Annotated in this window: 12 protein-coding genes; 8 read left to right on the top strand and 4 right to left on the bottom strand. The window is 70.1% G+C overall.

Annotation, left to right across the window (positions count from 1 at the left end; genetic code table 11):
• Nucleotides 1–22: 22 nt before the first annotated feature.
• Nucleotides 23–637, top strand: a complete 615-nt coding sequence (gene rpsD / locus ACIDOCELLA78_RS89900) for a 30S ribosomal protein S4 (protein WP_007423933.1) — start codon at nucleotides 23–25, stop codon at nucleotides 635–637.
• Nucleotides 638–736: 99 nt separating this feature from the next.
• Nucleotides 737–877 carry a hypothetical protein gene (locus ACIDOCELLA78_RS89895; protein ID WP_201728851.1) on the top strand — a complete coding sequence of 47 codons (141 nt, stop codon included), beginning with the start codon at nucleotides 737–739 and terminating at the stop codon, nucleotides 875–877.
• A gap of 94 nt (nucleotides 878–971) precedes the next feature.
• Here ACIDOCELLA78_RS89895 and panB read toward each other — a convergent pair whose 3' ends face one another.
• Together panB and ACIDOCELLA78_RS89885 are read right to left on the bottom strand one after the other, a co-directional pair.
• Nucleotides 972–1,778 carry a 3-methyl-2-oxobutanoate hydroxymethyltransferase gene (gene panB / locus ACIDOCELLA78_RS89890; protein ID WP_201728850.1) on the bottom strand — a complete coding sequence of 269 codons (807 nt, stop codon included), beginning with the start codon at nucleotides 1,776–1,778 and terminating at the stop codon, nucleotides 972–974.
• Between the two features lie 165 nt (nucleotides 1,779–1,943).
• Nucleotides 1,944–2,432 (bottom strand): carbonic anhydrase, encoded by a 489-nt coding sequence (locus ACIDOCELLA78_RS89885; RefSeq protein WP_249675906.1) that lies wholly within the window; start codon nucleotides 2,430–2,432, stop codon nucleotides 1,944–1,946.
• 276 nt (nucleotides 2,433–2,708) lie between these two features.
• Here ACIDOCELLA78_RS89885 and ACIDOCELLA78_RS89880 point away from each other — a divergent pair, with 276 nt between their 5' ends.
• The 6 genes from ACIDOCELLA78_RS89880 to ACIDOCELLA78_RS89855 are packed head-to-tail and all read left to right on the top strand — an operon-like array spanning nucleotide 2,709 to nucleotide 10,677.
• Nucleotides 2,709–3,863 carry a M20 aminoacylase family protein gene (locus tag ACIDOCELLA78_RS89880; RefSeq protein ID WP_201728849.1) on the top strand — a complete coding sequence of 385 codons (1,155 nt, stop codon included), beginning with the start codon at nucleotides 2,709–2,711 and terminating at the stop codon, nucleotides 3,861–3,863.
• Between the two features lie 11 nt (nucleotides 3,864–3,874).
• Nucleotides 3,875–5,101, top strand: a complete 1,227-nt coding sequence (locus ACIDOCELLA78_RS89875) for a hypothetical protein (RefSeq protein WP_201728848.1) — start codon at nucleotides 3,875–3,877, stop codon at nucleotides 5,099–5,101.
• Between the two features lie 19 nt (nucleotides 5,102–5,120).
• On the top strand, nucleotides 5,121–5,876 hold the full coding sequence (recO, locus tag ACIDOCELLA78_RS89870; protein WP_201728847.1) for a DNA repair protein RecO: 756 nt from the start codon (nucleotides 5,121–5,123) through the stop codon (nucleotides 5,874–5,876).
• Nucleotides 5,866–8,100 (top strand): DNA topoisomerase IV subunit A, encoded by a 2,235-nt coding sequence (parC, locus tag ACIDOCELLA78_RS89865; RefSeq protein WP_201728846.1) that lies wholly within the window; start codon nucleotides 5,866–5,868, stop codon nucleotides 8,098–8,100. The genes recO and parC overlap by 11 nt, the downstream gene beginning before the upstream one ends.
• Nucleotides 8,087–10,153 (top strand): FUSC family protein, encoded by a 2,067-nt coding sequence (locus ACIDOCELLA78_RS89860; RefSeq protein ID WP_201728845.1) that lies wholly within the window; start codon nucleotides 8,087–8,089, stop codon nucleotides 10,151–10,153. The genes parC and ACIDOCELLA78_RS89860 overlap by 14 nt, the downstream gene beginning before the upstream one ends.
• Nucleotides 10,150–10,677: a YqhA family protein gene (locus ACIDOCELLA78_RS89855; RefSeq protein WP_201728844.1), complete on the top strand. Its 528-nt coding sequence runs from the start codon at nucleotides 10,150–10,152 to the stop codon at nucleotides 10,675–10,677. The genes ACIDOCELLA78_RS89860 and ACIDOCELLA78_RS89855 overlap by 4 nt, the downstream gene beginning before the upstream one ends.
• Here ACIDOCELLA78_RS89855 and ACIDOCELLA78_RS89850 read toward each other — a convergent pair.
• Nucleotides 10,668–11,810 carry a DUF563 domain-containing protein gene (locus tag ACIDOCELLA78_RS89850; protein WP_249675903.1) on the bottom strand — a complete coding sequence of 381 codons (1,143 nt, stop codon included), beginning with the start codon at nucleotides 11,808–11,810 and terminating at the stop codon, nucleotides 10,668–10,670. The two genes, ACIDOCELLA78_RS89855 and ACIDOCELLA78_RS89850, sit on opposite strands and share 10 nt — an antisense overlap.
• A complete protein-coding gene (locus tag ACIDOCELLA78_RS89845; protein ID WP_201728843.1) occupies nucleotides 11,749–13,293 on the bottom strand; it encodes a leucyl aminopeptidase in 1,545 nt (514 codons plus the stop codon). The genes ACIDOCELLA78_RS89850 and ACIDOCELLA78_RS89845 overlap by 62 nt, the downstream gene beginning before the upstream one ends.
• Nucleotides 13,294–13,324 lie beyond the last annotated feature (31 nt).

The raw sequence follows: 13,324 nt of genomic DNA, 5'->3' as shown, positions 1-13,324 counted from the left end.
AACAAGAAGGAGTGCGGCACGCATGACCAAGCGTACCGAGAGCAAGTACAAGATCAACCGCCGCCTCGGCGTCAATCTCTGGGGGCGGCCGAAATCCCCGATCAACAAGCGCGAATACGGCCCCGGCCAGCACGGCCAGCGCCGCAAGAAGCCGTCCGATTTCGGCGTGCAGCTGATGGCGAAGCAGAAGCTTCGCGGCTATTACGGCAATATCAGCGAGAAGCAGTTCTACAAGTATTACGAGGAGGCGGTGCGCCGCCGGGGCGACACCTCGGAGAATCTGATCGAGCTGCTCGAGCGCCGGCTCGATGCGGTGGTCTATCGCATGAAGTTCGCGATCACCCCGTTCGCCGCGCGTCAGTTCGTCAGCCACGGCCACGTTCTGGTCAATGGCCGCCGCGTCAACATCTCGTCGTATCAGGTGCGTGACGGCGATGTCGTCGAGGTGCGCGAGAAGTCGAAGCAGCTCGCCATGGTGCTCGACTCGGTGCAGAGCGCCGAGCGCGACGTTCCTGAATATATCGAGGTCGATCACCGCGCGATGAAGGGCACCTTCGCCCGCGCGCCGAAGCTGGCCGACGTTCCCTATCCCGTGCAGATGGAACCGAACCTGGTCGTCGAGTTCTACTCGCGCTGAGCCTGCTTCCGGTTCGACGTCATGGGGCCTATATCCGGATCGGGTATGGGCCCCGTTTCGTTTCGGTCCGCCGTTTGTTTTTGGCCAAGGAGAGGCGACATGAACACGACGAAGCGCATCATCGGCCTGGCTCTCGCGCTGGCCTTGGCGGGAACGCTCTCCGGCTGCGGGATTTTCGGATCGGGCGGATCGGCCGGGCCGGGCCGGGCGACCATCGCCATTCCGCAGCAGGGGCGCTGACCGCCCGCCACCGCGCCGTGGCGCGGGACGGGTGGCTGAGCGCCGTGGCGCGGAGGGCGGCTGAGCGCTGCGGCGCGGACGGGCGGCTAAGGCCCTATTCGGCAGGCGGGAAGGCGCCGGCGCGGACCTCTTCGGCGTAGGCGCCGATCGCCTCGCGGACCACCCGGGCGCCATCGACATAGACCTTGGCGAAGCCGGGCACATAGCCGCCGGTCAGGCCCAGAACGTCGTGCATCACAAGGATCTGCGCGTCGGTCCCGTTGCCGGCGCCGATGCCGATGGTGGGCACGCGGACGCGTTTGGTGATTTCGGCGCCGAGCCCGGCCGGGATTGCCTCCATCAGCACCATCCGCGCGCCGGCCTCGGCGAGCGCGCCGGCCTCCTCAATCATCCGCGCCGCCGCGTCCTCGGTCTTGCCCTGCTTGCGGAAGCCGCCGAGCTGGCGGACATGCTGCGGCGTCAGGCCGATATGCGCGCAGACCGGCACGGCGCGGGCGGACAGGAACCCGACGGTCTCGACCATCGCCGCACCGCCTTCGAGCTTGATGATGTCGGCGCCCGCCTTGAGCAGCTGGGCGGCGCTGGCGAAGGCCTGGGTTGGGCCGGTCTCGAAACTGCCGAAAGGCAGGTCGGCCATGATCAGGCAGGAGGGCGCGCCGCGCGCGACCATGCCGGTGTGATAGACCATCTGCTCCAGCGTGACCCGCAGCGTGTCGCGCTCGCCCTGGACCGTCATGCCGAGGGAATCACCGATCAGGATGCCGTCGATCCCGGCGGCCTCGGCGAGCTTCGCGAAGGGATAGTCATAGGCGGTGATCAGGGCGCGGCGCTCGCCGTTGCGCTTCGCGCGTTCCCATGATCCGATCGATTTCCGGTCGGCCTTGCGATCTGCCGTTTCCATCGTCCTGCCTTTCTGTGCCGGGACCTGCCCGCGCGTCACGAGGCTTCGGCAATCAGCCGCTCGCCATCCGCCGTCACCTCGCGCAACGTACCGCTCGACACGTCGAAATAGAAGCCATAGACGCCGAGTTGGCCGGCTTCGTGCGCCTCGGCGATCCAGGGAAGGTCATGAGGTTTTCGAGCGAGACCCGCACGCTCTCGATCTCGGCGCGGCGGGCGCCTCGACCGGATCGTCGGCGAAGCGGGCGGCGCGCTTGCGGGCCGGCTCGGCGATCCGCACCCAGTTCGCCACGAAATCGCGCGCCTCGGGCGGCGGCTCGTGCAGCAGCGCCGCGATGCCGCCGCAGGAGGAATGGCCGATCACCGCGATGCGCCGAACCCGCAGCACCCGCACGGCGAATTCGAGCGCCGCCGAGGTGCCGTGATTGGCGGTGTCCGGCGCGTAAGGGGGCACGAGATTGGCGATGTTGCGCACGGTGAAGACATCGCCGGGCGCGCAGTCGAAGATCATCTCCGGGGTCACCCGGGAATCGCAGCAGCCGATGGCGAGCGTATGCGGCTTCTGCCCGTCGCGCGCCAGCGCCTCCAGGGTTTCCCGCTGCGACGGCCAGCGTCCGTTGCGGAACCGCCGATATCCGGCCAGCAGCTCATCCATCTCGGCTCCTTATCCAGTGTCCCGAAGCTGAAAACCACCGGGTTTCACGCTCAGGATGGACACTCTGAAAACTCGGCGTCGCGGCGGCCTGCCCGTCCCTGGGATTCACCCACGAATTGAAGGCGCGGGACGCCGTCTCCTCTGTCGATTAACACCCATGCCGCGATGCGGCAAACCTTGTCTCATTCCGTGAACCGCCTGGCCTGAGGCGACGCCACCCCTTGCCGCGATGCGGCGGCGGCGCATACTCTGCCACGCAAGCTTCACAGGTGATCCATGCCCGATACCCATGCCGAGCGTCTTGCCCCGCAACTGACCGAATGGCGCCGCTACCTGCACCAGCACCCCGAACTCTCGTTGCAGGAGCAGAATACCGCGGCGTTCGTCTGCGAACGGCTCAGCGAGCTCGGGATTCCATTCGAGGCGGGGATCGGCGGGCATGGCGTCGTCGCCACGCTGCGGCGCGGCGGCAACCGCAGCGTCGGCCTGCGGGCGGACATGGATGCGCTGCCGATCACCGAGGCGACGGGCCTGCCCTATGCCTCGAAAACCCCCGGCGTGATGCATGCCTGCGGGCATGACGGGCATACCACCTCGCTGCTCGGCGCGGCGATGCTGCTGCGCGACGACCCGGACTGGTCGGGCACCGTGCATTTCGTGTTCCAGCCCGCCGAGGAAGGCTTCGGCGGCGCGCTGGCGATGATGGAGGACGGGCTGTTCCGCCGGTTCCCGATGGAGCGCATCTTCGGCTATCACAACTGGCCTGGCCTGGAAGCTGGCGCGATCATGATCCATGACGGGCCGATGATGGCGCAGGGCGAGCGCCTTGGCATCACCATCCACGGCCATGCCGGCCATGCGGCCATGCCGCATCTGACCGCCGATCCGGTGGTCTGCGCGGCGCAGATCATCGTCGCGTTGCAATCGGTCGTCGCGCGCAGCGTCAATCCGCTCGACGCCGCGGTGGTGTCGATCTGCGGGCTGCGGGGGGCCGAGGCCGACAACCAGGTGCCCGACACGGTGACGCTGCGCGGCACGGTGCGCGCCCTGCTGCCCGAGGTGTTCGACAGCGTCGCCGCGCGAATTCGCGAGATCGTCGGGCACACCGCCGCCGCGATGGGGTGCCGCGGCGAGGTGACCTTCGAGCGACGGCTCGCCGCGACCATCAACCACAAGGACGAGGCGGCAATGGGCCGGCGCGTGGCGCAGGAGCGTGGGATGCCGGTTCTCGCCGGCCTGCCGCCGACCATGGCGAGCGAGGATTTCGGCTGGTTCCTGCAGGACATTCCCGGCGCCTATGCCTGGATCGGCAATGGCCCTGCCGACCAGGGCGCGTTCCTGCACAATCAGAACTACGATTTCAACGACGCGATCCTGCCGGTTGCCGCCGGCTATCTCGCGGGCGTGGCGAAAGCGGCGCTGGCCGGCTGAACGGGACGGCGATGGAAGAGTTTCAGCCCCGCCCGCCGGTTGCGCTCACCGCGGCGATGCGGCGCGATATCGCCCGCCGGCTTGCCGCGGGCGAGGGCAATGCCGGCGCGGCGGCCGCCGCGGACCGCCGCCCGGTGGCGGAGGACGCCGCTGGTCTTGTGGGCGCGGCGGTGGCCGGGCGGATCGGGCTGGTGAGTGTCGCCTTGCCCAGCCTTGCCTATCCGCTGTGGATCCGCGCGGGCAGCGGCGATGCGGCGGCTGCCATCGCGGCGGTGCGGGAGGCGGGCGGCGGGCTCGATCTGCCATTTTTGCCGCACCGGATCATGGTGATCGGCGATGCCTATCTCGCGGTGGCACTTGCCGCATCCTATCCGGATGCCGGGCTGGTCAGCGTCGAGCCGGTGCCGGACCGCGCCCGGCTGCACGCGCTCAACACGCTGCCGTGGCGACGCATTGCCACCGTCCACAATCCCGTCGGCGTCGCTGGCACCCGCCTTTCGGTCTTTACCGATCCCGCGACCGGCGGCGAGCTGCTGGTGGCGGATCCGAACGGCGAGATCGCGACACTCGGCCTCGGCCAGGTGTTGCGGCATTTCGGCTGGCAGGATGCCGACCTGCTGGTGATCGACCCGGCGGTTTGCCCCGACCTCGCCAACCCCGCGATCGACGGCGATCTGTCCGCCTTCAGACGGATCATGGTCAGGGTTGGGGCTGCGGGGGCGGAGATCGCGCTGGCCGACCGTCTGGCGCCGCCGGCCTGGCGGGCTGGGAGGGCGCCGCGTCATGTTACCTTCGATCGCGCCGCTGCCGGGCCGCGCGCCTCGTCGCGCCGCCAGAAGGTGTTCGACCTTGCCGGCGAGACCATCGCCTGCACCATGCCGGCGCAGGGTTGGCGACCGGCCGGAGAGACCGGGTTCTGCCTCGCCCCGCCTGCCGGCGGGGAGGCGGTGCGGCTTGCGCTGCGCTGCTTCGCCGCCGGCGCTTCAGGGTTCGAGGCGGGGTTGCGGCTGCTGCCCGCGCCGGTCGCACCGACCCGGCTTGCGATCGGGTTCGCCGCCGCGGACACGGGCCGCACGATCCATCGCGCCGCGCGCGAGATCAGGCCGGGCGAAAGCGTGATCTGGCGGTTCGACCTGCCGGTGTTTTTCGGCGAGCTGGAGATTGTTTTCGAGGCGACGGTGGCCGAGGGGAACGGGCAGGGCGGGTGGCTCGAACTCCACGATCCGGCGTTGCTCTGAACGGCGACGGGCCTTCCGGGTGGAGTGGAGCGAGCCGGCGATCGTCCTCAGCGTCGCCGCGTTCGGCGAGAGCGACCTGCGCGCCGTTGTCCTTGCCGAGACGCATGGCGCCTGGCATGGCCTCGCGCGCGGCGGGGCCGGACGGCGCGGCGCGGCGACCTGGCAGGAAGGCAATCTGATCAACGCCCGCTGGGTCGCGCGCCTGCCGGAACAGCTTGGCAGTCTCAGCGGCGAGCTGGTGCACCCCGCCGCCGCGATCGCGATGGCGGACAAGCTGGCGCTGGCTGTGCTGCGCGCGGCCTGTTCGGTTGCGGCCGGCGCGCTGCCGGAGCGCGAGGCGCATCGCGGCGTCTTCATCCGGCTCGCACGGCTGCTGGGGGGCATCGGCGTCGCCGGCGCGGCGCTGCCAGCGCTGGTGCGCTTCGAACTCGAATTGCTGCGCGAACTCGGCTACGGGCTTGACCTGTCGTGCTGCGCGCTGTCCGGTGTGGCCGAGGATCTCGCCTTCGTCTCGCCGCGCACCGGCCGCGCCGTGGCGCGTGAAGCCGCCGGGGACTGGGCGCCGCGGCTGCTGAGGCTGCCGGGCTTCCTGCTCGATGAGGACGGCGCCGACGACGAGGCCGACCTTGCCGCCTGCCGCGACGGGCTGGCGCTTACCGGCCATTTCCTCACCCGCGATGCGTTCGGCGCGCGCCATGCCCCGCTTCCCACGGCCCGGCTCGACCTCTATGACCGGCTGAACCGCAGACTGAACGGAGACGACGATGCCCGATGATCTCCTGGGCAATGTTCAGGACACGAAACTCGCCACCGCCCTTTCCGAGCGGTATCTTGCCTATGCGCTCTCGACCATCATGGCGCGATCGCTGCCGGATGTCCGCGACGGGCTGAAGCCGGTGCATCGCCGGTTGATCTTCGCGATGCGGCAGCTCCGGCTCGATCCGGGCTCGGGCTTCAAGAAATGCGCCCGCGTGGTGGGCGACGTGATGGGCAAGTTCCATCCGCATGGCGACATGTCGATCTACGAGGCGCTGGTCCGCCTCGCGCAGGATTTCGCCTCGCGCTATCCGCTGATCGAGGGGCAGGGCAATTTCGGCAATATCGACGGCGATAACGCCGCGGCGATGCGCTACACCGAAAGCCGGCTGACCGAGGTCGCCGCCGCGCTGCTGGAAGGGATCGACGAGGACGCCGTCGATTTCCGCCCGACCTATGACAACGAGGATTCCGAGCCCGTCGTCCTGCCCGGCGCGTTTCCCAACCTGCTGGCCAATGGCGCGGCCGGCATCGCCGTCGGCATGGCGACGTCGATCCCGCCGCACAACGCGGCCGAGCTGTGCGCCGCCGCGATCCATCTGATCCGTCATCCGGACGCCGACACCGCGTCGTTGCTCGATGTCGTGCAGGGGCCGGATTTCCCGACCGGCGGCGAACTGGTCGAGGACCGTGCGACCCTGCTCTCGGCGTATGAGACCGGCCGCGGCTCGCTGCGGGTGCGGGCGCGCTGGAGCCGCAGCGATCTCAAGGGCGGGACGTGGCAGATCGTGGTCACCGAAATTCCGTATCAGGTGCAGAAATCCCGGCTCATCGAGCAGGTCGCGCAGCTGATGGCCGAGCGCAAGCTGCCTTTGCTGGGCGATATCCGCGACGAGAGCACCGAGCGTGTGCGAATCGTGCTGGAGCCGAAATCGCGCACCGTCGATCCCGACATGCTGATGGCGAGCCTGTTCCGCGCCACCGCTTTCGAGCAGCGGTTCAGCATGAACATGAACGTGCTCGACGCCGACCGCACGCCGCGCGTGATGGGGCTGCGCGAGATGCTGCTGGCATGGCTCGATCACCGGCACGTGGTGCTGGAGCGGCGCTCCCGCCACCGGCTCGCCGCGATCGCCCGCCGGCTGGAAATCCTCGAAGGCTATCTCGCGGTCTTTCTTAATCTCGACGAGGTGATCCGCATCATCCGCACCGAGGACGAGCCGAAACCCGCCCTCATCGCCGCCTTTACCCTGACCGATACCCAGGCCGAGGCGATCCTCAACATGCGTCTGCGCAGCCTGCGCAAGCTTGAGGAGATGGAAATCCGCAAGGAACACAAGGCGCTGACCGCCGAGCGCAAGGCGCTGGATGCGATGCTCGCCGACCCGGCGAAGCGCTGGGCGCGGATCGAGGCTGAAATCGAGGCGACGGCGAAGACATTCGGCGGCGGTCCGGGGGCGCGGCGCACCACGATCAGCGGTGCGGCGCCGGTCACCGAGGTGGCGGTCGAGGCGCTGGTGGAGCGCGAGCCGCTCACCGTGATCCTATCGGAAAAAGGCTGGATCCGCGCGCTCAAGGGTCATGCCGTGGCCGAGTCCGAGCTGAAATTCAAGGAGGGCGACCGGCTGAAGGCGCTGTTGCGCTGCTCCAGCCTTGATCGGGTAACGGTGTTCGCGACCAATGGGCGCGTCTACAGCCTGCGCGCCGCCGAGCTGCCGCGCGGCCGCGGCGATGGCCAGGCGATCCGGCTGATGGTCGATCTCGGCAACGAGGACGAGGTGACGGCGCTCTTCGTCGCCGAACCCGAGGCGCGTTACCTCGTCGCCGGCACCGACGGGCGGGGGTTCATCGTGGCTGGCGCGGAACTCGGCGCGGAGAAACGCACCGGCAAGCAGATCCTCGCCGTCCGCCCGGGGCAGGAGGCCCTGCTGTGCCGCAAGGTTGCGGGCGATCATCTCGCGGTGATCGGGCAGAACCGCAAGCTGCTGGTCTTTCCGCTCGATCAGGTGCCGGAAATGGCGCGCGGCGCCGGTGTGATGCTGCAGAAATACAAGGATGGCGGGCTGGCCGATGCCAAGGGCTTCACCCTTGCCGCCGGGTTGAGCTGGCGCCTCGGTGACAAGCTGCGCACCGAGACGCGGCTTGCCGAATGGCTGGGCGCGCGCGGGCAGGCCGGACGGCTGCCGCCGACCGGCTTCCCGCGCTCGGGCACGTTCGGCCCGCCGGATGATGACGCGGGCTGATGCCCGGCCGCGCCTGACCGATCGCGCCGGGTTGCCGCTGGCGGGTGGCAGCCTCGCCCTGAATTTCCGTGCCGTCTCGCTGCTTGAGGGGGTACGCGCCGCGATTGCCGTCGCGGGCACGCTGGGCGCCGGCGCCGTGCTCGGCCTGCCGCAGCTCGGCCTTGCCGCGCTCGGCGCGCTGCTGGCCTGTTTTACCGATCCCGGCGGCGCGCTGCGCGCCCGCCTGCCGCCCATGCTGGTGTTCGGCGTCGGCGGGGCGATCTGCCTTGGTTTGTTCCGGCTGCTGGACGGGGTGAGCCCGCTGCTGGCCATTCCGGTTGCGGGGTTTGGCATTTTCTGTTGCAGCCTCGCGCGGATCTATGGGCAGGGCGGGCTGCTCGCGGGCAATCTGCTCGGCGTCACCATCGTGCTGGCGCTCGACATGCCGACCGGCTCCCCGGTCGCGGCACTGCATGCGGCGTTCGGCTTCTGGGCGGGGGCCGCGGAAGCCGCGATCCTGACCCTTGCCCTCTGGCGCATCCGCCCGTTCGGCCCGGCGCGCGCCGCGCTGGCCGATGCGGCGCTGGCGCTCGCCGAGCTTGCCCGCGACCTTGCTGCGCGCAAGGCCGATGCCGAGGGCGAGACCGGGTTCGACCTGCATGCCCGCGGCCATCGTCGGGCGGTGCGCGAGGCGATCGAGCGTGCCCGCGCCGTGACCCAGGCAACGCTCCGCCGGCGCGGCGCGGCCAGCCAGCGGGCGAACGCGCTCGTTCTGCGCATCGCCACCTTCGATCAGCTGTTCGGCGCGCTGATCGCACTGGGCGAGGACATGGCGGCCCGTGGCACCGATGATCCGGCGGCCCGACGGGCGGTGGCCGGGATCGGCGACGTGCTGGCGGCGATGGCGCCGGCGCTGGAGGCGGGCCAGTCGCTCGATACCGCCTCGTTCCGCGCCGCTCTTGCGGCGCTGCGCGATGGAGTCGCCATTGACGGGGGCGATCCGGCACTACGCCGGCCGCTGGCCGCATCTCTCGACCGGCTTTCGGTGCTTATCACGGTCTCGAACGCGCCCGGCGCGCCGGTTGCGGCCGAGAGCGCGCAGCCGGGGCTGAAGGAAGCGATCCTCGCGCCGCTGCGCTCCAATCTCACCTTGGCGTCGGTGCCGCTGCGCCATGCGCTGCGCACCGCGCTGGTCGCGACGCTGGTTCTCGCTTTCGTTGCCTGGCTTGGCAATCCGTTCGGCCACTGGCTCGCCATCACCGTGATTCTTGTGTTGCAGCCGCATTTCTCGGCCACCTGGGTCCGCGCGGTCGAGCGCGTCGGCGGCACCGTGGCGGGTGGGCTGCTCGCCGCCGGCATCGGCCTGCTGGTTCACACCAGGCAGGAACTCGCGATGGCGATGGTGCCGCTTACCCTGTTCGCCTTCGCGGTGCGCGGGGTGAACTACAGCGCCTGGGTCGTTTTGCTCACACCGATGATCGTGCTGCTGATCGAGCAGATCGATCCGGGGGCGAACCAGTGGGTTGTCGCCGCCTCGCGCGTCGGCTTCACGCTGGCCGGTGGCATCCTCGCGGTTGCCGCCAATCTCGCCCTCTGGCCGAGTTTCGAGGGCAACCGGCTTGGCGCAGCGCGGCGCGAGGCCGTCGCCGCGCACCGGGCCTATCTCGTCGCGACTTTCGCCCATCTGGCCGGCGATGCGCCGCCGCCGGAGGCCGCGCGGCGGCAGGCGGGTCTGGCGAGCAACAATCTCGAAGCGTCGATCGCGCGGGTGATGATGGAGCCGCATCGCGACGACGACAAGCTGCTGCGCGCCGCGATCGTCACCGATGCCGCATTGCGCCGCACGGCCGGCCGGCTGGCGGCGCTGGCCCTCGAACCCCGCCTGGAGGTGGCGGCGAGGGCCGGGTGCCGGGCCTGGGGCGAGGTGCTCGCCGCCTGGTTCGACCCTGCTTTGCCAGATCCGCCGCCCTTGCCCCTGCCGGTAGGCCTGCCCGCGATCGATGACGGGCTTGCGCGGCTGGCCCGGCAGGCGGAACTTGTCCGCCAACCCGTCACTTCGGAGACCATCGCATGAGCGATCAAGGCCCGGCCCGCCGCAATGGCGGCGTGGTGCGCATCATCGAGGCGCTGCTGTTCGGCGGCCGCTGGCTGCTCGCGCCGCTCTATCTCGCGATGCTGGTGCTGCTGGCGCTGATCGTCGCGCGGTTCATCGTCGAGCTTATCCATGCCGCGCCCGGCCTGATCGCGATGAGCGAGACGCAGGTGATCATGGCGACGTTGTCGCTGATCGACCTCTCGCTCACCGCCAACCTGATCGTGCTCGTCATTCTCTCGGGCTACGAGAATTTCGTCGCGCGCATCACCCTGGCGGAAGGCGACCGCAGGCCGGAATGGATGGGCAGCATCGATTTCGGCGGGCTCAAGCTGAAAATGCTGGGCTCGATCACCGTGATCGCGGCGGTGCATGTCCTGCGGGTGTTTCTCGAAGTCCGCGCAGAGCCCGATCGGGTCGTGCTGTATCAGTCAGGCCTGATGCTCGCCCTCGTGCTTACCGGCCTGCTGCTGGCGCTGACCGACCGCATCGCGGGTCACGACTGAAGCAGCGCCGCGAGGAACCGGCGGAACCGGCGGGGCTCCACGGTATAGGCCTGCGGCGCGGTCTCGTGGATGCCCTCGCTAAGCAGGCCGATCCGCTGGCCGCGCAGTGCCGCGATCGCCGACTGGTCGAGCGCGTGGCAGCGGATCACGCCGGTCACGCAGTCCGGCCCGGCGAAGATCGCGTTGTGCAGCCCCGAGCCCATCGGCCCCACGATCGCCCGCGCGCCGGCGAACAGCCCCATCTGTTCGGCGAAGGGCAGGGTTTCCGGCCGCAGCACGGCGAAGCCGAATTCGTCGCGGGCGATGGCGGCGATCTCCTCCTCGTTGGCGTAGCGGCGCAGCGGCGCATGCGGGTTGGCAAAATCGCCGCGGGCAACGAAGATCCGCGTCATCGGCGTCGCCGGCGGGCGGGCGATGCGGGAGAGCATATGGTCGATCAGCCCGCCCGTGAGCGGATGATACCCGCCTGTCCGGCCGAGCAGCGGCAGGACGATGGCGTGGTCGAGATCGAGCTGTTCCCGTGCGGAATCGTACCAGATCGCCTCGTATGTATCGATACCGAAATGATCGCGCATGATCGCGATGAACCAGTCCGGCATCTCGCGGTCGAGCACCGGGCGCACCCCGTCGAGCAGCGACAGGAACCGGATGGCCAGCAGCAGCTTCGGCAGCATCTCGATCAGCAGGTGGCCATAGACCCGCACGCCCCAGCCGTGAAAGACGAAGCCCGGCCGGGTCTCGCGCCGCACCGGCAGGGCGGCGAGATGCGCCGGCATCGCCCCGTCCTCCTGCTGCACGATCCGGCGGACATAGACGGGCATGACGCTCTCGTCGTCGAGCAGCGCGCCGCCATGCCAGACCAGCCCAGGCCCGGCGAGGCGCGCCCGCATCGGCCCGAGCAGGGCAAGATCGAAGGGCGCGCGCGGCGCCTCGGCGTGAAGCGCTATCCATTCCGGCGCGATGAATTCGGGGTCCGCCGGCTGCGGTATGGGCAAGGGCGCCGGCTTCGCCGCGCCGACGAGGCGGACCCGCGGGATCGCGCCGCCCGCCGCGCGCAGCAGGCCGGAGGCTTCAGCGCTCGTAATGGTCGGCCACCAGCCGGTCGAGTAGGCGCACGCCGAAGCCGGTCGCACCTTTTGGGCCCACGGCGCCGTCCTTGCCTGCCCAGGCCATGCCGGCGATGTCGAGATGCGCCCAGGGCACCTTGTCGACGAAGCGCTGGAGGAACTGCGCCGCGGTGATCGAGCCGCCGGCCCGGCCGCCGCCGATATTCTTCATGTCGGCGATGTCGCAGTCGATCAGCTTGTCATAGGCCTCGCCCATCGGCATGCGCCATACGCCCTCGCCGGTGATCCTCGCCGCCTCGGCGAGTTGCCCGGCCAGCGTGTCGTCGTTTGAGAACAGGCCGGCATTCTCGTGGCCGAGCGCCACGATGATCGCGCCGGTCAGCGTCGCGAGGTCGATCATGAAGCGCGGCTTGAACCGCTCCTGCGCGTAGGTCAGCACGTCGGCGAGCACCAGGCGCCCTTCGGCGTCGGTGTTGAGCACCTCGATCGTCTGGCCGGACAGGGAGGTCACGACATCGCCCGGCCGCTGCGCGCTGCCGGAGGGCATGTTCTCGACCAGGCCGACCAGCCCGACCGCATCGACCCGCGCCTTGCGCCCGGCCAGGGCGGCCATCAGGCCGATCACCGTGCCGGCGCCGGCCATGTCCCATTTCATGTCCTCCATCCCGGCGGCGGGTTTGAGCGAGATGCCGCCGGTGTCGAAGGTGACGCCCTTGCCGATGAAGACCAGCGGATCGCGCGGGGCGGCGCGCTCCTTGCGCGCGGGCTTCGCCGCCTGTTTCGCCTGCGCCTTGCGGCCGCGGGCCGGGGCTTCGGGCTCGGAGGCGCCGAGCCATTGCATCACCACCACGCGCGGCTCGTTGACGCTGCCGCGGGCAACGCCGAGCAGCGCGCCGAAGCCGCGCTTCTCGAGATCGCGCTGGTCCATCACCTCGACCTTCACGCCGAGCGACTTCAGCGCCTTCGCGCGGTCGGCCATCTCGGCCGGGGTGAGGATGTTGGCGGGTTCGGAGACGAGATCGCGCGTCAGCTCCACCCCGGCGGCGAGAGCGGCGAGCGGGGCGAAGGCGGTGCGCGTCGCGGCGGCATCCTGCGCCAGCACGGTGAGGCGGGCGAGCCTCGGCTTCTGCTCTTCCTTCTGGCGGGTGCGGTAGCGGTCGAACCGGTAGCTGCGCAGCCGCGCGCCGAGGGCAGCATGGGCGAGCAGGGCGGGATCGAGCGCATCGGCGGCCAGCGCGGCAAGCGGTTCCTTCAGCAGCAGCGCTGCGGCTGAAGCGCCGGCGCGCTCGGCGCGATGCGGCGTGATGTCGTCGGCGGCGCCGAGGCCGACCAGCGCGACCCGGTCGAGACCGGCGCCGGGTGCGATCAGCGTCGCGGTCTGCCCGCGCTTGCCGGTGAAGCGCGCCGCCGCCATCGCGCGGGCAAGCCCGCCTTCGAGCGCCGCATCAAGCGCGGCCGCCACACCCTCCGGCGCCGCCCCCTCGGCCAGCAGCAAAGCGAGGGCGCCGCTTTCGGGCAGTGCGGTCTTGGCGAAGCCGATGTCGATCATGCCGTCTTGTCCCGTTTTCCGTTTTGTTTCG

It is taken from the genome of Acidocella sp. C78 (genome assembly GCF_907164655.1).
This window is presented reverse-complemented; position numbering and strand designations above follow the sequence as displayed.

Bases quoted from the DNA above. Each gene is read 5' to 3' on its own strand.
- ACIDOCELLA78_RS89885 (WP_249675906.1), bottom strand. From the start codon at position 2,432: ATGGATGAGCTGCTGGCCGGATATCGGCGGTTCCGCAACGGACGCTGG.
- parC (WP_201728846.1), top strand. From the start codon at position 5,866: ATGCCCGATGATCTCCTGGGCAATGTTCAGGACACGAAACTCGCCACC.
- rpsD (WP_007423933.1), top strand. From the start codon at position 23: ATGACCAAGCGTACCGAGAGCAAGTACAAGATCAACCGCCGCCTCGGC.
- ACIDOCELLA78_RS89875 (WP_201728848.1), top strand. From the start codon at position 3,875: ATGGAAGAGTTTCAGCCCCGCCCGCCGGTTGCGCTCACCGCGGCGATG.
- ACIDOCELLA78_RS89880 (WP_201728849.1), top strand. From the start codon at position 2,709: ATGCCCGATACCCATGCCGAGCGTCTTGCCCCGCAACTGACCGAATGG.
- ACIDOCELLA78_RS89860 (WP_201728845.1), top strand. From the start codon at position 8,087: ATGACGCGGGCTGATGCCCGGCCGCGCCTGACCGATCGCGCCGGGTTG.
- ACIDOCELLA78_RS89855 (WP_201728844.1), top strand. From the start codon at position 10,150: ATGAGCGATCAAGGCCCGGCCCGCCGCAATGGCGGCGTGGTGCGCATC.
- ACIDOCELLA78_RS89845 (WP_201728843.1), bottom strand. From the start codon at position 13,293: ATGATCGACATCGGCTTCGCCAAGACCGCACTGCCCGAAAGCGGCGCC.
- ACIDOCELLA78_RS89895 (WP_201728851.1), top strand. From the start codon at position 737: ATGAACACGACGAAGCGCATCATCGGCCTGGCTCTCGCGCTGGCCTTG.
- panB (WP_201728850.1), bottom strand. From the start codon at position 1,778: ATGGAAACGGCAGATCGCAAGGCCGACCGGAAATCGATCGGATCATGG.